The organism is Tenacibaculum pacificus, assembly GCF_027941775.1.
GTDB classification, from domain to species: domain Bacteria; phylum Bacteroidota; class Bacteroidia; order Flavobacteriales; family Flavobacteriaceae; genus Polaribacter; species Polaribacter pacificus_A.
The window spans coordinates 876,025-900,051 of the sequence record NZ_CP115917.1 but is presented as its reverse complement, the minus strand read 5'-3'; the positions used below and the strand labels follow the sequence as shown (position 1 = coordinate 900,051).

Here is a 24,027-nt window from a genome sequence, read left to right as displayed (position 1 = left end):
AATATCCCTATTAAAAGTAGGGATATTTACTATTTAACTGTTTTATTTATTATTATCTATATATGAAAATATTACTAAGCACATTTGTATTCTTTATTATTTTTTCACCATTAAAAGCACAAACAACCATACAGGTTAATAATGTTAATGATGTAGAAGCTTTATATAATCCTAAAGACCTTATTGAAAAAGTTCTTATTGATAATAACTGTACATCAATAACAAACATAAATTCTTCTGTTTCAGGGTCTCCTTCTGATAGACAAAATAAAAGTTATGGTTACTTTAAAAGTAAAGTAGGAAGTACTTTCCCTTTTAAAGAAGGTATTGTTCTTTCAACAGGAAAAGCTTTTCCTATTAGCGGTACATCTTTAGGTAATTTAAATTCACCTACAACAGGAAAAGGCGATACTGATTTAAGTACATCTTTAAACGAACCTAGTCTAAATGATGCAAGTGTTATTGAATTTGACTTTATTCCAACATCAGATGAAATAAGTTTTCGATATTTAATGGCTTCTGAAGAATACCAAGGTACTTTTCCTTGTACTTTTGCAGATGGTTTTGCTTTCTTATTAAGAAAATCAGGAACAACAACTTATAAAAATCTTGCAGTTATACCAAATTCTACCACTCCAGTAAGTGTTAAAAATGTTCATGCAGCTATTATTGGTGGCTGTCCTGCTAAGAATGAAACGTATTTTGCTGGTAATAACCTTGGGGATACAAATTTTGATGGTCGAACAAAAGTTCTTACAGCTAAAGCTACTGTAACTCCTAATGTAACATATCATATAAAATTAGTGATTGCTGATAATTCAGATAATCAATATGATACTGCTGTGTTTTTAGAAAAAGGAAGTTTTAATTTAGGCTTAGATTTAGGTACTGATTTATCATCTACTACACAAAGTAGCATTTGTGGTACAGAGAAATTATTAACTTCTAATATTACAGCAAACAATTATCAATGGTATAAAGATGATGTAATTATTCCACTAGCTACAAAAAAAGATTATTTAGCTAATTTAGGTAACGGAAAATACACCTGTAAAATTATTGATGGATCGTGTAGTGATGAAGATGATATTTTATTAGAATTCTCAGAAAGTCCAATAAATAACACAAGTATTTCTCCCCTTTTAACTTGTAATAATAATTTAAACATTCAACTAGATTTAACATCTAAAACAAACGAAATATTAGCAGGACAAGATGACACAAAATTTGAAGTATTATTTTATAGTGATGTACTATATACAACTCAAATAACAACACCTACTAATTATACAAACCTTACTAATAATGACATTATTTATACAAGAATAGGGAATATAATAGCTAAAAATTGTTTTGTTGATAGCTCTTTTAATTCTATTATTACAGGAAACCCAATAATTCAAACTCCTATTAATTATGAAGAATGTGATGACATAACTAATGGAACAGATATTGACGGGTATTTTAATAACTTCTTACTAAACACAAAAGATTCTGAAATTTTAGGAGCTTTAGATCCTGCTATTTATGAAGTATCATACCACACTTCTTTAACAGGTGCTCAAACAGATGAAAACACAGATGTTATTGATAAAAACGCTTCCTATAAAAACACAACTATTAATACGCAACAAGTTTATGTTAGAGTCCAAAATAAAAATAATACTCATTGTAATAATACTTCTAAATCGTTTAATTTAGTTGTAAACTCATTACCTGTAATTACAAATACGGTAACATTAGAACAATGTGATACAGACTCTGATTTAAATACTACAATTAATTTAACACTAGCTCAAAAAAATATTTCAGTAAATCACCTCAACGAAACTTTTAAATATTATCCTACTGAAAATAATGCCATAAATGATACTGCTGAAATAATTAATCAAACAACACATTCTGTTACAAATGGCTCTTCTGTTTGGGTAAAAGTTTTTTCTGATAAAAAATGTTCTCGTATAGCTAAGATTGATATTGTTGTTGGATATGCTACTGATGTAGCTTACAATGCAAATGGAGGCTTTGAAAGTTGTGATGACTTTTTAGATATTGATGGAAATGACAATCTTAATAATAACGATACCGATGGAATTTCTGTTTTTGATTTAAGTAGTGTTTCAACAGATGTAAAAGCATTATTCCCGATAGCTAATAGACCAAATTTAGATGTTTTAATATTTGAAAGTATTACTGATAGAAATGCTGTTCAAAATGAAATAACTAACCTATCTAATTATCGTAATAAAAATCTCCCTGCTAAAACACCACAATCACTTTATATTAAAATTATTGATAAAACAAACAATAATTGTACAGGTCTTGGTAGTTTTACTATTTGGGCACAACAGCCTCCTATTGCTAAAAGTGTTGCTAATTTTGAGCTTTGTGATGATTTTAATAGCGGTTCTTTTATCGATGGAAAAAGTAGTAACATTAATTTAAGAGATCGTGTTTCTGATATTTTAGGAACAACACAAGCTATTTCTGATTATACTGTTACTTTTCATACTACAGCTGTAGATGCAAATTCAGGAAATTCACCAATAATAAATGACACCAATTACACAAATCAAACTAAAGATAAAGAAACCATTTACGTACGTGTTGTAAATAATAATACTGGTTGTTTTAATAATCATTTAACTTTTGATATTATCATTAATAGATTACCTATTATATCAAATAAAATTCCTGATTTAGAAATATGTGATATTCCAACTATTGCTGATGGAAATTCAAGAAATGGATTTGCTCAAAATATTAATTTATCAGAAAGAGATATCGATATATTAAACGGTAGAGACGCTACGCTTTTTGAAGTTAGCTATCATAACACTTTACAAGATGCTACAACAGGAAACAATCCTCTTCCTAAAAATAATTATTCAAATAAAGTAGCAACAACTATAGTTCCTCCTGCTATTCCTTTAAATGATAATCCTGCTATTGAAAATATTCATATTAGCTTATTAGATAAAACAACTGGTTGTAGATATGGTATTAGTAAATTTCAATTAATTATTCATCCTGAACCTTTAATCCCTTTAAATATTACTGATTATACTGATTGTGATAACCAAACAGATAATAATTCCGATGATGCAAATGGTATTAATGGAGACATTACTCTTAAAAATAAAACACTTGAAATTTTAGATGAATATCCTAAAAATCAACAGAGTAATTATATTGTTAGTTTTCACGAAAGTTTAGCCGATGCTAAATCAGGAACTGCTCCTATAAATGAAAATAATTATGAAAACACAATCAATAATCAAACAATTTTTGTTAGAGTTCTGAATACTAAAACATCTTGTGTAAATACCAATTTAACATTCAATATTCGTATAAATCCATTACCTTCTTTTATGGTAGATACTACTGTTATTGTTTGCCTAAATAATCCTCAAACAAAATTAGAAGCAATAAATCCAAATGCAACTTATGGTTATCAATGGACTTTAAAAGGAAACCCTTCGGATATTCTTAGTACAGATACTTTTTATGATGTACAAAAAGGAGGTACTTATATTGTTACAGCAACAATGCTTGATACTACAACTTGTAAAAGAAGCTACGAAATAGTAGTAAATGAATCTGAAATAGCTACTTTAAATGAAGATGATATTGTTATTGTAGATGACACAAATAATAGCGGATTAGATTCTTATGCTATCAAAATAATTACAGAAAACCAAAACTTAGGTATTGGTGATTATCAATTTTCTCTTATAGATGAAGATGGTAATCAAACTATTTTTCAAGATGAGCCTGTATTTGAAAACATTACAGGAGGTATATATACCATCGTAGTAAACGATAAAAATGGTTGTTCACCTAATGCTATGTTAGATGTTTCTGTTATTCAATATCCTAAATTTTTTACTCCTAACGGCGATGGACATAATGATACATGGAAAATAAAAGGAGCCAATTCTAGTTTTTATCCTTCTAGTAATATTACTATTGTTAATAGATACGGAAAAATTGTAGCCATAATTGCTATTGATGACCAAGGTTGGGATGGTTTTTATAACGGAAAAACACTTCCATCAAGTGATTACTGGTTTAAAATTGAACTTATAGACAGAAAAGGAAAAGCTCATCAACACCAAGGTCATTTTTCTTTACTAAGAAAATAAAACACTTTTTATACTTATTTAATACGGATAGTTTTTAAGACAAACTATCCGTATTTTTGTTATATGAATTTTGAATTACACTCCGATTTTAAACCAACTGGCGATCAACCAACAGCTATAAAACAATTAGTAAACGGATTAAATACCGCTGAAAAATATCAAACATTATTAGGTGTTACAGGTTCTGGTAAAACCTTTACAGTAGCAAATGTAGTTGCTGAAGTTAACCGACCTACTCTAATATTAGCCCATAATAAAACTTTAGCGGCTCAATTATATTCAGAATTCAAGCAATTTTTCCCTAATAATGCTGTCGAATATTTTGTTTCTTATTATGATTATTATCAACCAGAAGCATATATTCCTGTTACGGGTACTTTTATCGAAAAAGATTTATCAATCAATGATGAAATAGAACGTCTACGAATTAGCACATCTTCTTCCTTACTTTCTGGTCGTAGAGATATTATCGTTATTGCTTCTGTTTCTTGTTTATATGGTATTGGGAATCCGAATGAATTCAAAAAAAATGTTATTCCGATAAAAGTCGATCAACAAATTTCACGTACCAAATTTTTACATCTATTAGTTACAAGTTTATATTCTCGAACAGAAACAGAAATAAAAAGTGGAACTTTTAAAGTAAAAGGAGATGTTGTAACTATTTATCCATCATATGGCGATAGCGGTTATCGTATTCATTTTTTTGGTGATGAAATTGAAGAAATTGAAACTTTTGAAATCGAAGGAAATAAAATAATTGAAAAATTAAACGAACTAACAATTTATCCTGCAAATCTTTTTGTTACTTCTCCTGATGTTTTACAAAATGCCATTCATAAAATACAAGATGATATGGTAATACAGGTAGATTATTTTAAAGAAATCGGCAAACATTTAGAAGCAAAACGCTTATTAGAACGAACCGAATTTGATTTAGAAATGATTCGTGAATTAGGCTATTGTTCTGGTATCGAAAATTATTCTAGATATTTAGACGGTAGAGATCCTGGTACACGTCCGTTTTGTTTACTAGATTATTTTCCTGATGATTATTTAATGGTTATCGATGAAAGCCATGTTACGATTCCACAAACTCACGCCATGTATGGAGGCGATAAAAGTAGAAAAGTAAATCTTGTTGAATATGGTTTTCGCTTACCTGCGGCGATGGATAATCGTCCTTTAAAATTTGAGGAATTTGAAGAGTTACAAAATCAAGTAATTTATGTATCGGCAACGCCTGCCGATTATGAATTACAGAAAACCGAAGGCGTTTTTATTGAGCAAGTAATTCGTCCAACAGGTTTATTAGATCCTATAATTGAGGTTCGTCCGAGTGAAAATCAAATTGATGATTTAATTGAAGAAATTCAAATTCGTGTAGAAAAAGATGAACGTACCTTAGTTACTACCTTAACAAAACGAATGGCGGAAGAATTAGCCAAATATTTAACCCGAATTCAAGTTCGTTGTCGTTATATTCATTCTGATGTAGATACTTTAGAACGTGTGCAAATAATGCAAGATTTACGAAGAGGTTTGTTTGATGTTTTAATTGGTGTAAATTTATTACGTGAAGGTTTAGATTTACCTGAAGTATCTTTAGTAGCTATTTTAGATGCCGATAAAGAAGGTTTTTTACGTAGTCATCGTTCTATCACTCAAACTGTTGGTAGAGCTGCAAGAAACGTAAATGGACGTGCTATTTTATATGCTGATAAAATTACCAATAGTATGAAACGTACTATGGATGAAACTAATTATAGAAGAGAAAAACAAATAAATTACAATACTGCTAACGGAATTACACCAACTCAAATAAATAAAAAGTTAGATAATACACTTTCTCAAGATACTATTACTTCTTTTCATTATGATAATGCTATTCAAAAAGTAGCAGCACAAGACTTAGGGTACTTACCCAAAGAAGAAATAGAAAAACGAATTAGAGCTAAACGAAAACAAATGGAAGAAGCTGCCAAATCTTTAGATTTTATGGTAGCAGCTAAACTACGTGATGAAATTGCTATTTTAAGAAAAAACTTGGAATCATAAAAAATCCGGCTAATAATAAATGAAAAAGCATAAAAAAAAAATATTTCTAATAATTACATTTCTATTTTTAGTACAACAATGCACCGATATTAATTTAATTCCCGCATTTGTATTAAATAAAAGTGATTACAAATATTTAAGCAATAATATTAGTTCTAAAAATTATGTTGTAAACAGAATTTCAGAATATAATTATTCATTTATTACCTATGATACAATCAATAATTATTTTATTATAGATGATTCATACAATAAAATAAAAATAGATTATAAGGGAGATATAAAAATAAAAATACCGCATCCTTCTGGAAATTTAGCTTACAAAACACATTATGTATTTACAGACAGTACGATATGTGACCTATCTAAAGATAGATTACAAATGATTCAATATTATAAAAAGATAAATCCTGATAAACATAACTGGTTTTTATTATTTGAAGAATATTACAATAAAGCAACTACCGTTATTTATGGAAATGATGATAAAATCTATTTAAAAATTAAAGAAGGTTGGATTCTTTTTCGTACACTTAACGGACCTTATTTAGACGGCGAACATATCACTGAAAAAACATTAAAAGGATATCCTGCAAAATACAGAAAGTTAATCTATCTAAAAGATTTAAAATCCTATAGATATTCAGATTGGAGCGAAGAAAGATATTATCCTGAAGATAAAATAAAATACTTAAACCAAAAAATAAAGAAAATTTCATTTAAAAAAAGAGGCATTTCTGAAACATTTACATATACTTCAATAATTTCTCAGCATTTTGGAATTGAGTACTATAAATTCAAAAAAAGAAATGAATATATTAGGTTTAAAGAAAGTGCTAGTAAATACCCTTTTATATTTTTTAAATCTAAACGATATGTAAGTCATTATAATATTCCTGAAAAATTTAAGACAAAAACAGAAGTCTCATTTATAGACTGTTCTTATCCTTCAAACCAATACGAAAGTAAAAGTGATGGTTTATATATTGTTAAGCCCAAATAATTAGTTTTATAATTTTTTAAAACAAAAAAAGGCTTCTATAATATTCATAGAAGCCTTTTAATAAAATAAGTTTATTTTTTTAAAATTATTTAGATACAACTAAAGTAACTGGTAAATTATACACCTCAGAGGTAACTTTCCCTGCTATTTTTTTATAATTTAAGCTATTTTTGATATAATTTTCTATAATTTCATTATCTTCTTTTGAATTTACTGATAATACAATCATTTCATTTTTACTATTTACTGTCAACTTAACAATAACAGATACGCTTGATTTCAATTGAAATTTAGGATTCTTTAATAATTTATGAACCTCTTTGTTTATTAATACTAATTCTTCTTTTTTATCTGAAGGATTTGTAGTGTTAGCAAATGTATTTAATGTTAAAAAAAGTGCTACTAATAAAAATTTAATTGTTTTCATAATCTTGTTTAATAAGGTATTTAACCAAATTGTTTGTTTTTCTTTATAATTTTTTATTTTTCATCAACTATTATAGCTAATAAAATATCAAATGTTACTCGGTTTGCAAACCACTACAAACTTACATTGAAATAACTGTTGTAATGTTAGATAACCTTTAACATAAGCTCATAAAAAAGTTATCTAAAAATACAAACCTCTAGAAAACAACTTTAAACACTAATTAACAACAACTTACTAAAAAAAAGATTTTCACAATAAAAGATAATTAAGAATACACATCTTACAAACAATAACTTAAAATGATTAACAGATATATAATTATAAGACTTATTTTTAGTTAAAAAACATCTTAACCATAAATTTACATTACAGATATCCTAGTAAATTTTACATTTTTCAAATAAAAAAAGTTTTTGAATTAAGTAATTAATCTCTCTATCAAAATACTTCTATCTTTTTTAAAAAACAAAAAAGGCTTTTATGAAAATCATAAAAGCCCCTTACTATTAAAAAAACTACTTACTTTGGTGCTACTAATTTAACAGGTAAACTATAAACTTCTGTATTAACTTTTTCTGCTATTTTTCTGTAATTTAAACTTGATTTAATATAATTTTCTATACTATTATTTTCATTTTTTGAATTTACCGATAATACAATAATTTCATTTTTACTATTTACTGTCAATTTAACAATTACAGATATATTAGATTTTAATTGAAATTTAGGGTTTTTTAATAATTTTTGAACTTCCTTGTTTATTCTTGCTAAATCTTCTTTTTTATCCGAAGGATTTGTAGCACTAACAACTAATACATTTACTGATAAAAAAAGTACGACTAATAAAAATTTAATTGTTTTCATAGTTTTGTTTAATAAGGTAGTTAACCCAATTTTGTTTTCTTTATATTTTTTATTTTCTATTATTCGGTTTGCAAACCACTACAAACATACTACTAAACAACTGTTTTAATGTTAGTTAACACTTAACAAAAACTCATTAAACGGTTACTCAAAAGCACCTTAAATGTTAATCAAATCAAAAAGCATAAAAAACTGTAAAACAATAATTTAGACAAAATATAAAATTTACTATAATCAGATAAAAAGAAGACGGTAACATCAGTAATATTGTAAAGAAGTATGTCAATAGTTAAAAAATAGACAATAAAAAAAGCCTACTTTAAAAAGTAGGCTTTAAATATTTAAGTAAGAATTAATTTACATTGCTAATAGCAAATAAAAATTAAGCTTTTAAAACTTCTGCAACTTTATCAGCAGCTTCTTGAAATTCAGTAGCTGAAATAATTTCCATTCCACTGTTATCAATTAATTCTTTAGCTTCTTTAGCATTAGTTCCTTGTAAACGACAAATAATAGGCACATTAATTCTGTCTCCCATACTTTTGTAAGCATCTACAACACCTTGAGCAACACGATCACAACGAACGATTCCTCCAAAAATGTTTACTAAAATAGCTTTTACGTTAGTATCTTTTAAGATAATTCCAAAAGCTTTTTCAACACGTTCAGCATCAGCAGTACCACCAACATCTAAAAAGTTAGCTGGTTCACCACCTGCTTGTTTAATTAAATCCATAGTTCCCATTGCTAAACCAGCTCCGTTTACCATACATCCAACATTTCCATCTAAATCTACATAGTTTAAACCTGCAGCTTTAGCTTCTACTTCAATAGGATTTTCTTCACGAATATCTCTCATTGCAGCATAATCTTTATGACGATATAAAGCATTTTCATCTAAAGTAACTTTAGCATCAACAGCCATTATTTTATCATCAGATGTTTTTAACACAGGGTTGATTTCAAACATTGCTGAATCAGATTTGATGTATGCAGTATATAAAGCACTAGCAAACTTTACCATTTCTTTTAAAGCACCACCAGTTAAACCTAAGTTAAAAGCTATTTTACGAGCTTGAAAAGGCATTAACCCTAAAGCAGGATCTACTTCTTCTGTAAAAATTAAATGAGGAGTTTCTTCTGCTACAGTTTCAATATCCATACCACCTTCTGTAGAGTACATAATCATGTTTCTACCAGTTGCACGATTTAATAAAACCGACATGTAAAATTCATCTGGTTCACTAGTTCCAGGATAATATACATCTTCGCATATTAAAACTTGGTTTACTAATTTACCTTCTGCTGAAGTTTGAGGAGTAATTAACATCATTCCTAAAATATCATTAGAAATACTTTTTACGTCTTCTAAGTTTTTAGCCAACTTAACTCCACCACCTTTTCCACGACCACCTGCGTGTACTTGTGCTTTAATTACGTGCCAACCTGTACCGGTTTCTTCAGTTAATTGCTTTGCTGCCGTAACAGCTTCTTCTGGTGTATTTGCAACAATTCCTCGTTGAATACGAACCCCAAAACTGTTTAATATTTCTTTACCTTGATATTCGTGTAAGTTCATTAGATATGAATTTTTAAAGTCGAACAAAAATACAAATTCAATTTATAATACATTACTATTTATAATAATTATTACTAATTTCTTATAACTTTTATTTTTAATTTTATTTTCCATTAATTGTAACATATTTTATATTAACATGTCTTTTTATGTAATTAACATTAATTTGTGATTTAAAAGTATAAATCATAAATATTTTTACAAATAAATATAAGCTAACTATCAACTATGTATAAAACCACAACATTACTAATTTTAATACTATTTATATCTAAAGGAGTTGTAGCTCAAGAAATTAATAAAAACAGAAAAAAAATAACTGCAACTCGTATAAAAACTCCGCCTGTTATTGATGGAATTATAGACGAATCAATATGGGAAACAGTTCCTATTGCTAAAGATTTTGTAATGTTACGTCCTACAAACGGACAAAACGAACCAAGTACTCATAAAACAGAAGTTAAATTAGTATATGATAATGACGCTATTTATGTAAGTGCTTTAATGTATACTCCAAATCCATCTAAAATACCTGCTGAATTTAACAATAGAGATGTTGTTGGTAATTCTGATTTTTTTCAATTGATGATTAATCCAAATGATGATGGACAAAATCCAACTATGTTTATTGTTACAGCTTCAGGAGTTCAGGCAGATTCGAAAGTATCTACAGGTAATGAAGACTTTAATTGGAATGCTGTTTGGCGAAGTGCTGTTAAAATAAATAACGATAATTGGTCTGTAGAAATGAAAATACCGTATCGTGCGTTACGTTTTTCAAATAGTCCTATACAATCTTGGGGAGTTAATTTTCATCGAGAAATAAAAAATTTAAATGCCCGTTTTACTTGGAATCCTATTGATAATACACAAGGAAACTGGACACAATACGACGGTTTAGTCGAAGACTTTAAAAATATAACACCTCCTACTCGTTTAAATTTTTACCCATATGCATCAGCAACAACAACTTCTTTTGAAGGAAAAACAGATTTTGATTGGAGTGTTGGTATGGATTTAAAATATGGACTTACCGAAAATTTTACTTTAGATGCTACTTTAATTCCTGATTTTGGGCAAACAGCTTTTGATAATGTTACCTTAAATTTAGGTCCTTTTGAACAACAATTTTCAGAGCAAAGACAATTTTTTACAGAAGGAACAGAACTTTTTTCAAAAGGACGCTTATTTTATTCTCGTAGAATTGGAGGTGCTCCAATAAATGATGCTTCTGTAAATGACGATACAGAAACACTAATTGATTCGCCTGAAAAAGTACAAATGCTAAATGCTATAAAAATTTCTGGGAGAACAAAAAAAGGTTTAGGTATCGGTTTTTTTAATGCTGTTACTAGTAAAACAGAAGCTATCATTAAAAATAACTCAACAAAAGAAGTTAGAAAGGAAATAATCAATCCACTTTCTAATTATAACATTTTAGTTTTAGATCAGCAATTCAATCAAAATTCATCTGTAACTTTAATCAATACAAACGTTACTAGAGATGGAAGATTTAGAGATGCAAATGTTACAGGTTTACTTTGGCATTTAGAAAATAAAAGCAGTACTTATAATATAGATGGCTCTCTTAAAATGAGTAATATTTATGATGATGAAGATGCCCCTAATACAGGTTATACTTTTGATACAAGTATTGGTAAGCAATCTGGGAACTGGAGAGGTGAAATTGGGTACAACTTAAAAAACAAAGATTTTAATCCTAACGATATGGGTATTCTTTTTAGTAATAATGAACAAGCAATATATGGCTTTACAGAGTATCGTGTATTAAAACCAAAAGGTATGTTTAATAACTATAGAGTAAATCTATCTTACAATGTTAATTTTTTACATAAACCAAATACTTATACAGGTACTAATACCAATATATCTTTTCGTGCGCAAACTATAAAACGTTTTGATTTTGGAGGACGTATAAATTATAATAGCACTAGAAAAGATTTTAACGAACCTAGACAAGGTACAACAAGTGGAGTTCACTTTAAAAGACCACAAAGAATACGTATTAGTCATTGGGGGTCTACAGATTACAGAAATAAATTTGCTATTGATTATGACTGGAGGTATTCTTTTTTCAAAAATAATCCAAAAGAAAATTATGGCTTTAAAATCTCTCCAAGATATCGTTTTAATAATCAATTTTCTTTAGTTTATGCTTTTAGATATGGACACACTAATAACGGGCAAGGTTTTGTAAATGAAATCAATCAAGAAGATATCGATGAAAACCCTGAACTTTCTCCTTTTTTAGATGACATTATCTTTGGTCAAAGAGATTGGAGTACCTTCAATAATTCTTTAACAGGAAAATATAGTTTTAATACAAAATCGACACTTTCTTTATCTTTCAGACATAATTGGAGTAAAGTTCCTTATCATGACCAATTTTACTCTTTAAATAAAAATAATGGAGAATTAATCGAAAGTAAGTATACTGATATTCATCATACAAATTTTAATAGTTGGAATGTTGATGTCAATTATTTATGGCAATTTGCGCCAGGTAGTCAATTAACTGCTTTTTACAGAAATACAATTTCTAATGATACAGATATTGCTACTCAAAATTTCTCAGAAAATTTAGAATCACTTTTAAAAGAATCAAATCGACATACATTTTCCGTTCGATTAGTTTATTTTATTGATTATAATAATATCAAAAAATTAATTTAAAACTAACTTTACCTATATTTTGAAATCAGATACTCTTTAAAAAGACTATCTGATTTCTTTTTTATACATTCGTTACATTGAAAATAAAACTATGATTGTTGCTAAAAATATCCATAAATACTATGGTGATGTTGAAATTTTAAAAGGAGTAAATCTTCATATTAAAAAAGGAGAAATTGTTGCTATTGTTGGTCCTTCTGGAGCAGGAAAAACAACATTACTTCAAATTTTGGGTACTTTAGATACTGCCCAAAAAACTCAAAACCGTGATTTACTGCTAAATAACATTTCTGTAAAAGGTTTAAGTGATAAAGAAATTTCTTCTTTTAGAAATAAACACATTGGATTCATTTTTCAATTTCATCAATTATTACCTGAATTTACGGCACTCGAAAACGTATGTATCCCTGCTTTTATCGGTGGGAAATCAAAAAATGAAACCGAAAAAAGAGCCAAAGAATTATTATCTTTCTTAGGATTATCACACAGAGAAAGCCACAAACCAAACGAACTTTCTGGTGGAGAACAACAACGTGTTGCCGTTGCAAGAGCTTTAATTAACGAACCAGCTGTTATTTTTGCTGATGAACCTTCTGGAAATTTAGATTCTACATCTGCAGAAAATTTACATAAATTATTTTTTGAACTTCGTGATAAATTCGGACAAACATTTGTTTTGGTCACACACAACAAAGAATTAGCCGAAATGGCAGACCGCACTTTAACAATGAAAGATGGAATTATTATTGAATAATTTTTATGATGAATAAAACTGAACTCAAAGAATTTTTAGACGAAAAAGTAATAAAATACAATAATCCTGATTTTATTGAAAGTGACCCTATTCAAATTCCGCATCAATTTTCTTTAAAACAAGATATTGAAATAGCTGGTTTTTTATCGGCTACAATTGCTTGGGGAAATCGTAAAATGATTATCCGAAATTCTTTAAAAATGGTTGAGTTACTTGGTAATTCTCCTTATGATTTTGTTATGAATCATACCGAAGATGATTTAGCTTCTTTTGATGGATTTGTACATCGTACTTTTAATGCTGATGATTTTAGACAGTTTATTAAATCGCTTAAAAACATTTATCAAAATCACAACGGATTAGAAGCAGTTTTATCAACAAATAATACAGATAATTATCAATTAGCTATTCATAATTTCAAACAAATATTTTTTGAAATTCCACATCAAAAAAGAACTTTAAAACATGTTTCTGATCCTTTAAAAGGTTCGGCTTCAAAACGCATAAATATGTTTTTACGCTGGATGGTTCGAAACGATAAAACTGGTGTAGATTTAGGTATTTGGAAAACTCACAATCCTGCTCACTTGCACTGTCCGTTAGATGTTCATTCAGGAAATGTTGCTCGTAAATTAGAAATTTTAACAAGAAAACAAAACGATTGGAAAGCTTTATCAGAATTAGATATCACTTTACGAAAATTTGATAAAAAAGACCCTGTAAAATATGATTTCGCATTATTTGGATTAGGTGTTTTTGAAAAATTTTAAGTAAAAAATGCAAACATTTACACATTACTTTTTACATTTCGGATTCCCTATTTTAATCGCTTATTTCTTTTTCAATAAAAACTGGATAAACATAGCACTTATTTTAATAAGCACTATGCTTGTCGATTTAGATCACCTACTTTCTACTCCAATATTTCAAGCAAACAGGTGCAGTTTTGGTTTTCACCCACTACACACCTATTATGCCACGCTAATTTACGTAGTATTATTATTCTTAAAAAAGCCTTATAACATTATTGGTTTAGGGCTTTTACTGCATATGTTTACCGATTTAATCGACTGTTTATTCATGTACAATAACTGTAAACAATGCTATATTAACACACCTGCCGAACCTATTTTAAAACAAATAACAAGTTTTTTTAGGGTATTATAAAAATTATTTGAAGCTAATCCCGCTTTCCGCACTCGCTTTTTTTTGAAGAAAAATCAAAAAAAGAGCTCAAACAATTGCTTCAATCGGGGCTAAAAACCTATGATACATCTTTTAATGATGCTAAAAAGTTCTCGACACATTTTTTTTGAAGGAAAAAAAACACTCGAACTGACAGTTTATTTAATTTTTAAACAGGCTCTTATTCTTTTAAAACTAAATCACAATACCAAAAACTAGTATCATAATTTTTAACCTTTTCTTTAGTATTTGTATGACAATTTTGAGAATCGTCTTTATTTAATGTATATGATTTTAAAACTTTCTCACCTATTTCAAATTCAATCGGATTTTTAAAAATAGGTCCATCATAACAAAAAGTATGAAACTCTCCATTTTCTCCACAAACATCAACACCATCTGGTAATTCGTTAATAAAGTCTTCATCAATAATTCTACCAACAAACTCTTCTCCTAATAATTTTGCATTTACACAAACTGTTATTGTTTTAAATCCAAGAGCTAAAAATTCTCTAAGTAACGTTTTAGTATCTTGTTTCCAAAGCGGATATACACCTGTAATTCCTACTTCTTGTAATTTCGAATCTCTATATTTTTTTAAATCTTCTAAAAATATATCACCAAAAACAGCATAATTAAGTCCTAATGATTTTAACTCATCAGTTTTAGCTTTCATTTTTTTGTTATATAAATCCATGGTAACATCCGCAGGAAAATATATTTTTTCTAAAGGAATATTAATACTTTTTGCTTGCGCGTCTAACAAATTTTCAGTGAAGTCCGTGCATAGAAACACGTTGATAATCTTCATTTACATTGGTTATTAATTTTTCTATTTGATATTCTTTTTGCTGTAATATTTTATATAATGCAAATGCCGAATCTTTCCCTGAACTCCAATTAAAATATGCTTTTTTCATAAGGCTAAATTATAGAATTTAAAACATAAAAAATCCCGCTAAAAGCAGGATTTTTATATTTTAAAATAAGTTTATTAATGATTTATTTTTTTCTTCTGATTTAAGCTCATTGGTTTTTCTTGCTTCACTAACGGAGTTCCGTATAAGTCAAAATCACCAGCTTCATCAATTTTAATATCGATAAATTCTCCTAATTTAATATAGTGTTTTGTAGCATCTACAATTACATCATTATCAACATCTGGCGAATCAAATTCTGTACGACCGTAAAAATATTCACCATCTTTTCTATCAAATAAACAACGGAAAGTTTTACCAATTTTAGCTTGATTTAATTCCCAAGAAATTTGAGATTGAACCTCCATAATTTCGTTTACTCTTCGGAATTTTACATCTGCAGGAACATCATCTTCTAAAACAAAAGCACCTGTATTTTCTTCATGAGAATATTCAAAAGCTCCCATTCTTTCGAAACGCATTTCTTCAACCCATTCTTTTAACTCTTCAAATTGTTCTTCTGTTTCACCAGGATAACCAACAATTAAAGTAGTTCTAATAGCCATATTTGGTACAGCTTCTCTAAATTTATGAATTAATGAAGTTGTTTTTTCGTGAGTAGTACCACGCTTCATCGATTTTAAAATTTCGGTATTAATATGCTGTAACGGAATATCTAAATAATTACAAACTTTAGGTTCATCTCTCATTACATCTAACACATCCATAGGAAAACCTGAAGGAAAAGCATAATGTAAACGAATCCACTCAATTCCATCAACTTTTACTAATTCTTTTAATAAATCAGCTAAAGCACGTTTTTTATAAATATCTAATCCGTAATAGGTTAAATCTTGAGCAATTAGCATCAATTCTTTAATTCCTTTTTCGGCTAATTTTGTAGCTTCAATAATAATATCTTCAATCGGAGTCGATTTATGTTTACCTCTCATTAAAGGAATTGCACAAAAAGAACAAGGACGATCACAACCTTCAGCAATTTTTAAATAAGCATAATGTTTTGGTGTCGTTGTTAAACGCTCACCAATTAATTCGTGCTTATAATCAGCTTCTAATACTTTTAATAATTCAGGTAATTCATGCGTACCAAAATACTGATCTACATTTTTAATTTCAGCTTCTAAATCGGGCTTATAACGTTCACTTAAACAACCAGAAACAAATACTTTGTCTATTTCACCAGCTTCTTTACGTTGTGCGTAGTGTAAAATAGTATCAATACTTTCTTCTTTTGCCTTTCCTATAAAACCACAGGTATTGATAACAACAATGTTACCATCATCTTCAGGATCTTCATGAACCACATTTTTACCATTGGCTTTTAATTGTCCCATTAACACTTCACTATCGTAAATGTTTTTAGAACATCCTAAAGTAACTACGTTGATTTTATTCTGTTTTGGTGATTTTGTGCGCATTATACTATAAAAATTTAGGTTGCAAATATACAGTTTAAATAAAGATTTTACATATTGTTTTTTATAAGTAAATCAATATTTTATACATAGCGCCGTTTTAGAACCTAATTTTATAATGATTTTAAATAAGGTAAAATCCTGTTATAAATAAAAAAACCTCCAAATTGGAAGTTTTTTTATTTATGATATTTTAAAGTTTCTTATTTAAAAAAAGAATCAACAAATTCATGTTTATTAAATACTTGTAAATCGTCAATTCCTTCACCAACTCCAATATATTTTACAGGAATCTGAAATTGATCAGAAATACCAATTACAACCCCACCTTTTGCAGTACCATCTAATTTGGTAACCGCTAAAGAAGTAACTTCGGTTGCTTTTGTAAATTGTCTGGCTTGTTCAAAAGCATTCTGCCCTGTTGAACCATCTAAAACCAATAATACCTCATGCGGAGCATCTGGAATTACTTTTTGCATTACACGTTTAATCTTCGTTAATTCATTCATTAAATTAACTTTGTTGTGTAAACGACCTGCTGTATCAATAATAATAACATCAGCATTTTGATTTACACCAGATGTAACAGTATCAAAAGCTACAGAAGCAGGATCAGACCCCATTTCTTGACGCACAATAGGAACATCAGTTCTATCTGCCCAAATTTGTAACTGATCAATTGCTGCAGCTCTAAAGGTATCTGCTGCACCTAAAACGACATTCAATCCTTGTTTTTTAAACTGAGATGCTAATTTACCAATAGTAGTTGTTTTACCAACACCATTTACCCCAACAACCATAATTACATGTGGTTTATTCTTTTCAGGAACTGTAAATTCGGTAGCATCTTTTATGTTTGTTTCTGATAATAAACCAGCAATCTCATCTCTAAGAATTTGATTTAATTCATCAGTACCAACATATTTATCTTTAGCTACTCTTGCTTCAATTCTATCAATAATTTTTAATGTAGTATCTACACCAACATCAGAGGAAACTAATACTTCTTCTAAATTATCTAAAACAGCAGCGTCTACTTTTGTTTTCCCTGCAACAGCTTTAGATAGTTTCGTAAAAAAACTTGATTTAGTTTTTTCTAGTCCTTTATCTAATGTTTCTTTTTTCTCTCTTGAGAAGATTTTCTTAAAAAAACTCATGGTTAAATTTTATAATCGTTTTATAGAGTGTAAAAACTATACCAAACTTATTATATGGTCAAATTGTCATTATAAAATTATTTTCATATTAAATAGTAATGCCATTATTAATATTTCATAAAAATAACAAGGAACAAAAATAATAAATAAAAGTATTACAATTTAACAACATCAATTTTTGGCACAAAAAAAAAGCTACTTTCTAAGAAAATAGCTTTTTAAAAATTGTAAACAAGTATTAATTTTTCTTGATAAAATCATTTACTTGTGCAGGATCCATAATAGCTCCAACAAATGTGTAAGCTCCTGTTTTTGGAGACTTTACCATTTTTATTGCTTTAGTTAATCTTTTCGCTCCTGTTTGTAACGATGCTACTGATTTCTTTGCCATGTTCTATGGGATATTTAAAGTTTATAAAAAACTTTTAATTATTTAATTTCTTTATGAACTGTCATCTTCTTTAAGATAGAATTAAATTTCTTTAATTCCATTCTATCAGGAGTATTTTTTTTGTTCTTTGTAGTAATATAACGTGAAGTTCCTGGTTTACCAGTTGCTTTGTGTTCAGTACATTCTAATATAACCTGAACTCTGTTTCCTTTTTTTGCCATCTCTGTGAAATTTTATCTAGTAAGGAATTATTTAGTTAAAAAACCATTCTCTCTAGCGTCTTTAATCACAGCAGAGATTCCTTTTTTATTAATATTTTTTAATGCAGAAGCAGATACTTTAAGTGTAATCCACTTATCTTCTTCTGGTATAAAGAAACGCTTAGTCATTAAATTAGCGTTAAATTTTCTTTTAGTTCTATTTAATGCGTGAGAAACATTGTTCCCAACCATTGCTTTTTTTCCTGTAAGTTCACAAACTCTAGACATCTTCTTGACAGTTTTTTAGTGTTATTTCTAAACGAGGTGCAAATTTACGCATTTATATTCATTGCGCAAAAAATTCTCTTTTAAATTGTTATTATTTTTGGTATTCTAACTGAGGTTAAGCATCTAACCTACTGGAAGCGTAACTGCCGGCAAATTTACAAAAAAATAATAAATACTTAATAACTTTTTTACAATTATTTTCAAACAAAAAATTATTAGCTTTTCACAACATTTTCTATCAATAATTCTAAAGCTTTTGTTACTGTTCTATTAATCACTTTTTCTCGTGGTTGCCCAAAATTAAACTCATGTACCTCTACATTATTTATAGTAGCAATAGCTATATAAACTACACCTACACTTTTATCGGTATTATCTGTAGTAGGACCTGCATTACCTGTTACAGCTATTGCATAATCTGTTTTTAATTTTTTTAAACAACCAACTGCCATTTCTTTAGCAACTTCTCTACTTACTACTGTAAATTCGGCTATTAATTCTTTAGAAACACCTAATAATTGTTCTTTTAATTCGGCAGTATAAGTTATTAAACCTCCTTTAAAATAAACCGAAGAACCTGCTATTGACACTAAATTTGATGCAATTTTACCGCCAGTTAAACTTTCGGCAGTACTTACTGTTTTATTTTTGGCGATTAATAAATCTCCTACTCTTTTTTCTATTAATGCATCTGTATCAAAACCTACAATTACATCTGAAATTAAAGTATTTAATGTTGCTATTTTACTAGCTACTTCTTTTTCTATAACTTTTTTATTAGTTCCTTTTGCTGAAATTCGCAATCGAACTTTTCCAAAAGATGGTAAATAAGCTAACTTTATATGTGATGGTAAATTATTTTCCCATTCTTCAATTCTTTCTGCAATAACAGTTTCACCTACGCCAACTGTCATAATTGTAGTATGTAATATAAATGGAAGTTTATATTTTTGCTGAATTCGAGGTAATACCTCGTTTGTCATTAAACCTTTCATTTCATATGGCACTCCAGGTAATGACACAAAGACAGTATCATTTTCAAAAAACCACATTCCTGGTGCTGTACCAAATTCATTCATCAACAAAGTTGCTTTTGATGGTAATTCAGCTTGATATTTTTGAACCTCATTATAAGGATGATTTATCTTTTCAAATAATTCTTTAATATGATTAATAACTTCATCATATATAATAACCTTTTCATCATTAAAATATTCGGCTATTGTTTTTTTGGTGATGTCATCCTTCGTTGGACCTAAACCACCTGTTAAAATTACAATATCCGCTCTACTTTCAGCTTCTTTTAAAGCATTTAATATATGCTGTTTTTCATCTTGAATAGATGATATTTGATATACCGAAACTCCAATTTTATTTAATTCTTGACCTATCCATTGTGAGTTTGTATCAATAATTTGACCTATCAGAATTTCATCTCCAATTGTTATTATTTCTGCATTCATATATTTTCATTAAAAAAGAATCCCGCTAAAAGCGGGATATATTTATTTTATTTTAATATTAAAAGCCTCTTTTCCTTCAATAACACCTATTAACACATCGTTTTCTTTTACGTTACCAACTCCTGCTGGCGTTCCTGTAAAAATAACATCTCCTTTTTTCAAAGTAAAATATTCCGATACATAACTAATTAACTCATCAATTTTCCAAAGCATTGTTTCAGAGTTTCCATCTTGAACAACTTCATCGTTTTTATGTAATTGAAAAGAAATACTCTTTAAATCGAATTCTTCCTTCGGATAAAAAGCACCAATAACTGCACTACCGTCAAAAGCTTTTGCTTTTTCCCAAGGCAATCCTTTCTCTTTACACTTTGCTTGTACATCTCTTGCTGTAAAATCGATTCCTAAACCTATTTCATCATAATATTTATGTGCAAATTTTGACGATATATGTTTTCCTACCTTATTTATTTTTACCAAAACCTCAACTTCATAATGAATATCATCAGAAAAAGGTGGAATAAAAAAAGGCATTTTCTTTGGAAGAATTGCAGAATCTGGTTTTAGAAAAACAACAGGACTTTCTGGTTTTTCATTTTCCAACTCTTCAATATGTTTGGCATAATTACGCCCGATACAAATTATTTTCATTTATTTTAATTACGAATTAATAATTTAAAATTACGAATTCTTAAAGATAAGAATTCGTAATTCATCATTGAAAATTTATTAATTGATTATGGTATCCAAGTTTTAGGGAAATTTGGTTTTCTTTTTTCTAAAAAAGCATCACGTCCTTCTTTTGCTTCTTCTGTCATATAAGCCAAACGAGTAACTTCTCCTGCAAAAACTTGCTGACCAACCATACCATCATCAGTTAAATTCATAGCGAATTTTAACATTTTTATTGATGTTGGCGATTTCTCTAAAATCTCTTGAGCCCAATCAAAAGCAGTTTGTTCTAATTCATCATGAGGAATTACAGCATTTACCATTCCCATATCGTATGCTTCTTGCGCAGAATAATTTCTTCCTAAAAAGAAAATTTCACGTGCTTTTTTCTGCCCGACCATTTTAGCTAAATATGCTGATCCGTATCCTGCATCAAAAGAAGTTACATCTGCATCCGTTTGTTTAAAAATAGCATGTTCTTTACTTGCTAAAGTTAAATCGCAAACAACATGCAAACTATGTCCGCCACCTACTGCCCAACCTGGTACTACACAAATAACCGCTTTTGGCATAAAACGAATTAACCGTTGTACCTCTAATATATTTAAACGATGATAACCATCTTTACCTACATATCCTTTTTCTCCACGTGCATTTTGATCACCTCCAGAACAAAAACTCCAAACTCCATCTTTTGTAGAAGGACCTTCTGCCGATAATAATACTACTCCAATATTAGTATCTTCATGTGCATCTTGAAAAGCATCTAATAATTCTGAAGTTGTATTTGGTCTAAAAGCATTACGTACATTAGGTCTATTAAAAGCAATTCTAGCTACATTATTCGACTTCTTATAAGTAATGTCTTCATATTCTTTAACAACTTTCCACTGAGGTTTTATCATATTTCTTAAATGTTAACGTTATTAACTATAGCAAAAATAACACAATAACTTTGTTTTTCTTTTTTATATTTGAACGATATAATACATACCCCTATGAAACAAGTATTTTTTTTAGTAGCTTTACTTATAAGTATAAGCATTTTTTCGCAAAAAGTAATTACCCAAAATATTAAATCTACCCTATTTAATAAAGGTAGGTCTGTAAAAATTTACATTCCTAAAAATTATGATAAGGATAAAACAGTTCGTTATCCTTTAGCTATTGTTCTAGGTAATCAATATCTTTTTGATATGTATGTTGGAAATGCAAAACTTTATGCAGATACAGATAAAGCACCTCGACAAATAGTAGTAGGAATAGATATGGGTAAAACCTACAAAAAAGATATTTCTATTGTTCCTTCTAATAATGCATTAACAGCTAGTGCTAAAAAATTTCAACAATTTATAAAAAAAGAATTAATTCCTTACATGGAATTAAATTATCGAACATCTCCTTTTATGACAATAGCTGCCGAAGGAAAAGCTGCTACTTTTAGCACTTACTTTTTAAAAGATGCTGAACCTATATTTAACTCATTTATCTGTATTACTCCTGAATTCACTAAATTTAGTGCGAGTACTATCCAATCGTATTCTTTAGCAAGACTAGGTCAAAAAGATAATACGTACTTTTTATATTCTAGTAATAATGAAAAATATATTATCCAAAATCAAAATGATCGATTTAGCGAAATAGGAACTTTCTTATCCTCTTTTGAAGCTAAAAATTTGCATATTACTTTTGATAAATTTGTAAACGCACCTAATCACTTATCTGTTATTGGAGAAACAATTCCAAGAGCTTTTGAAAAAATGTTTTACTTATATGCCAAAATAACTAAAAGTGAATTTGATGCAAAAATTAAAGATTTAGATCCTTTAGAAGCTATTAAATATGTAGAACAAAAATATTTAGATATTCAATATTTATATGGATCAAATTTAAATGTTCGGTTAGATGATGTTTTTGCTATTGAAGGAGTTGTTATCGACAAACAAGACGGTGATTACTTACGTGTTTTAGGTGATTTTGTAATGATAAAATACCCGAATTCTCATATTGGAGATTTCTATGTAGGAAAATACTATGAATTAGGAAAAGACTATGAAAGAGCTGATTTTTACTACAAAGCTGCTTACGGGAAAATGAATCCTTCTGACCCTAATGCAAATGCTTTTTACGAAAATATTAAACGTGTAAATAGTTTAAAAGAAAGCCAACCAAAAGATGAAATTCTTCCTGATGAAAATCCTGAAGAAAACCTTGATGAGAACCAAGAAGAAAATCAAGATAATAATGAAGAAGAAGAATAATTTTTAATTATTTATCTAAAAAAAAATCCGTTACTTTATAAGTAACGGATTTTTTTAATTAAAAATTTAATAGAATAAATTACTTTATTAACTCAATTCTATCTGATTTTAATTCGATTTTTTTATCTTTATATAAGCCACCAATAGCTCTTTTAAATGCCTTTTTACTCATTTGTAAACGGAATTTAATTGATTCCGGCGAACTTTTATCAGTTAGCATTAAATAACCTTTTTCATCTAATTTACGTAAAATAACATCGGCATCAGTATCAATTACATTTCTAAAACCTTGTGGACGTATAGACACATCTATTTTACCATCTTCTCTTATTTTCTTTACATATCCGTATGTTTCCATACCTTCTTCTATATCTTGATACACTTCACTATTAAATAATAAACCGTCAAATTCATCATCAATTAAAACATTATATCCTAATGGAGTTTGCTCAACTATTTTCAAATTTACCTGATCTCCTTCTTGTAACCCATCTTGTGAATTTTCTTCTAATCCTTCTTGTAATTCCATT

22 protein-coding genes are annotated in these 24,027 nt (G+C 28.5%); 8 read left to right on the top strand and 14 right to left on the bottom strand.

Going from position 1 to position 24,027, the window contains the following annotated elements:
- The first annotated feature begins 62 nt into the window (after window positions 1–62).
- From PG913_RS04185 to PG913_RS04175, 3 genes are all read left to right on the top strand, one after another.
- Window positions 63–4,145, top strand: a complete 4,083-nt coding sequence (locus PG913_RS04185) for a choice-of-anchor L domain-containing protein (RefSeq protein WP_271231751.1) — start codon at window positions 63–65, stop codon at window positions 4,143–4,145.
- A 63-nt stretch (window positions 4,146–4,208) separates the two neighbouring features.
- Complete coding sequence (gene uvrB, locus PG913_RS04180) at window positions 4,209–6,203, top strand: excinuclease ABC subunit UvrB (protein ID WP_271231750.1); 1,995 nt, start codon at window positions 4,209–4,211, stop codon at window positions 6,201–6,203.
- Between the two features lie 19 nt (window positions 6,204–6,222).
- Window positions 6,223–7,206 carry a hypothetical protein gene (locus PG913_RS04175; RefSeq protein WP_271231749.1) on the top strand — a complete coding sequence of 328 codons (984 nt, stop codon included), beginning with the start codon at window positions 6,223–6,225 and terminating at the stop codon, window positions 7,204–7,206.
- A gap of 85 nt (window positions 7,207–7,291) precedes the next feature.
- On the opposite strand, the gene PG913_RS04170 is transcribed toward PG913_RS04175, so the two are convergent.
- The 3 genes from PG913_RS04170 to sucC all read right to left on the bottom strand — a co-directional run bounded on the left by PG913_RS04170 (window position 7,292) and on the right by sucC (window position 10,079).
- Complete coding sequence (locus PG913_RS04170; protein ID WP_271231748.1) at window positions 7,292–7,633, bottom strand: hypothetical protein; 342 nt, start codon at window positions 7,631–7,633, stop codon at window positions 7,292–7,294.
- Between the two features lie 522 nt (window positions 7,634–8,155).
- Window positions 8,156–8,500, bottom strand: coding sequence for a hypothetical protein (locus tag PG913_RS04165; RefSeq protein WP_271231747.1), 345 nt, complete (start codon window positions 8,498–8,500; stop codon window positions 8,156–8,158).
- 382 nt (window positions 8,501–8,882) lie between these two features.
- A complete protein-coding gene (sucC, locus tag PG913_RS04160) occupies window positions 8,883–10,079 on the bottom strand; it encodes an ADP-forming succinate--CoA ligase subunit beta (protein WP_271231746.1) in 1,197 nt (398 codons plus the stop codon).
- Between the two features lie 228 nt (window positions 10,080–10,307).
- Here sucC and PG913_RS04155 point away from each other — a divergent pair, with 228 nt between their 5' ends.
- From PG913_RS04155 to PG913_RS04140, 4 genes are all read left to right on the top strand, one after another.
- Entirely contained in the window at window positions 10,308–12,773 is a 2,466-nt protein-coding gene (locus PG913_RS04155) for a DUF5916 domain-containing protein (RefSeq protein ID WP_271231745.1), read from the top strand.
- A 91-nt stretch (window positions 12,774–12,864) separates the two neighbouring features.
- Window positions 12,865–13,527 carry an ABC transporter ATP-binding protein gene (locus PG913_RS04150; protein ID WP_271231744.1) on the top strand — a complete coding sequence of 221 codons (663 nt, stop codon included), beginning with the start codon at window positions 12,865–12,867 and terminating at the stop codon, window positions 13,525–13,527.
- An 8-nt stretch (window positions 13,528–13,535) separates the two neighbouring features.
- Window positions 13,536–14,297, top strand: a complete 762-nt coding sequence (locus PG913_RS04145; protein ID WP_271232128.1) for a TIGR02757 family protein — start codon at window positions 13,536–13,538, stop codon at window positions 14,295–14,297.
- A gap of 7 nt (window positions 14,298–14,304) precedes the next feature.
- Window positions 14,305–14,694, top strand: a complete 390-nt coding sequence (locus tag PG913_RS04140; protein WP_271231743.1) for a DUF6122 family protein — start codon at window positions 14,305–14,307, stop codon at window positions 14,692–14,694.
- A gap of 199 nt (window positions 14,695–14,893) precedes the next feature.
- On the opposite strand, the gene PG913_RS04135 is transcribed toward PG913_RS04140, so the two are convergent.
- The 10 genes from PG913_RS04135 to PG913_RS04095 all read right to left on the bottom strand — a co-directional run bounded on the left by PG913_RS04135 (window position 14,894) and on the right by PG913_RS04095 (window position 22,141).
- Complete coding sequence (locus PG913_RS04135; RefSeq protein WP_333780792.1) at window positions 14,894–15,478, bottom strand: Dph6-related ATP pyrophosphatase; 585 nt, start codon at window positions 15,476–15,478, stop codon at window positions 14,894–14,896.
- A gap of 4 nt (window positions 15,479–15,482) precedes the next feature.
- A complete protein-coding gene (locus tag PG913_RS12885) occupies window positions 15,483–15,632 on the bottom strand; it encodes a hypothetical protein (RefSeq protein WP_333780791.1) in 150 nt (49 codons plus the stop codon).
- 74 nt (window positions 15,633–15,706) lie between these two features.
- Entirely contained in the window at window positions 15,707–17,068 is a 1,362-nt protein-coding gene (gene rimO, locus PG913_RS04130) for a 30S ribosomal protein S12 methylthiotransferase RimO (protein WP_271231742.1), read from the bottom strand.
- A gap of 200 nt (window positions 17,069–17,268) precedes the next feature.
- Window positions 17,269–18,222, bottom strand: a complete 954-nt coding sequence (gene ftsY / locus PG913_RS04125) for a signal recognition particle-docking protein FtsY (protein ID WP_271231741.1) — start codon at window positions 18,220–18,222, stop codon at window positions 17,269–17,271.
- 238 nt (window positions 18,223–18,460) lie between these two features.
- Window positions 18,461–18,613 (bottom strand): DUF4295 domain-containing protein, encoded by a 153-nt coding sequence (locus PG913_RS04120; RefSeq protein WP_101915823.1) that lies wholly within the window; start codon window positions 18,611–18,613, stop codon window positions 18,461–18,463.
- A gap of 38 nt (window positions 18,614–18,651) precedes the next feature.
- Window positions 18,652–18,834, bottom strand: coding sequence for a 50S ribosomal protein L33 (gene rpmG / locus PG913_RS04115; protein ID WP_028887391.1), 183 nt, complete (start codon window positions 18,832–18,834; stop codon window positions 18,652–18,654).
- 27 nt (window positions 18,835–18,861) lie between these two features.
- Complete coding sequence (gene rpmB / locus PG913_RS04110) at window positions 18,862–19,101, bottom strand: 50S ribosomal protein L28 (RefSeq protein WP_101917051.1); 240 nt, start codon at window positions 19,099–19,101, stop codon at window positions 18,862–18,864.
- A gap of 215 nt (window positions 19,102–19,316) precedes the next feature.
- Entirely contained in the window at window positions 19,317–20,564 is a 1,248-nt protein-coding gene (locus tag PG913_RS04105; protein WP_271231740.1) for a CinA family nicotinamide mononucleotide deamidase-related protein, read from the bottom strand.
- Window positions 20,565–20,606: 42 nt separating this feature from the next.
- Entirely contained in the window at window positions 20,607–21,215 is a 609-nt protein-coding gene (locus PG913_RS04100) for a fumarylacetoacetate hydrolase family protein (RefSeq protein WP_271231739.1), read from the bottom strand.
- An 86-nt stretch (window positions 21,216–21,301) separates the two neighbouring features.
- Complete coding sequence (locus tag PG913_RS04095; RefSeq protein ID WP_271231738.1) at window positions 21,302–22,141, bottom strand: 1,4-dihydroxy-2-naphthoyl-CoA synthase; 840 nt, start codon at window positions 22,139–22,141, stop codon at window positions 21,302–21,304.
- Between the two features lie 93 nt (window positions 22,142–22,234).
- On the opposite strand from PG913_RS04095, the gene PG913_RS04090 reads away from it, so the two are divergent.
- Complete coding sequence (locus PG913_RS04090; RefSeq protein WP_271231737.1) at window positions 22,235–23,497, top strand: alpha/beta hydrolase; 1,263 nt, start codon at window positions 22,235–22,237, stop codon at window positions 23,495–23,497.
- 79 nt (window positions 23,498–23,576) lie between these two features.
- On the opposite strand, the gene PG913_RS04085 is transcribed toward PG913_RS04090, so the two are convergent.
- Window positions 23,577–24,026, bottom strand: a complete 450-nt coding sequence (locus PG913_RS04085; RefSeq protein ID WP_271231736.1) for a S1 RNA-binding domain-containing protein — start codon at window positions 24,024–24,026, stop codon at window positions 23,577–23,579.
- Window position 24,027 lies beyond the last annotated feature (1 nt).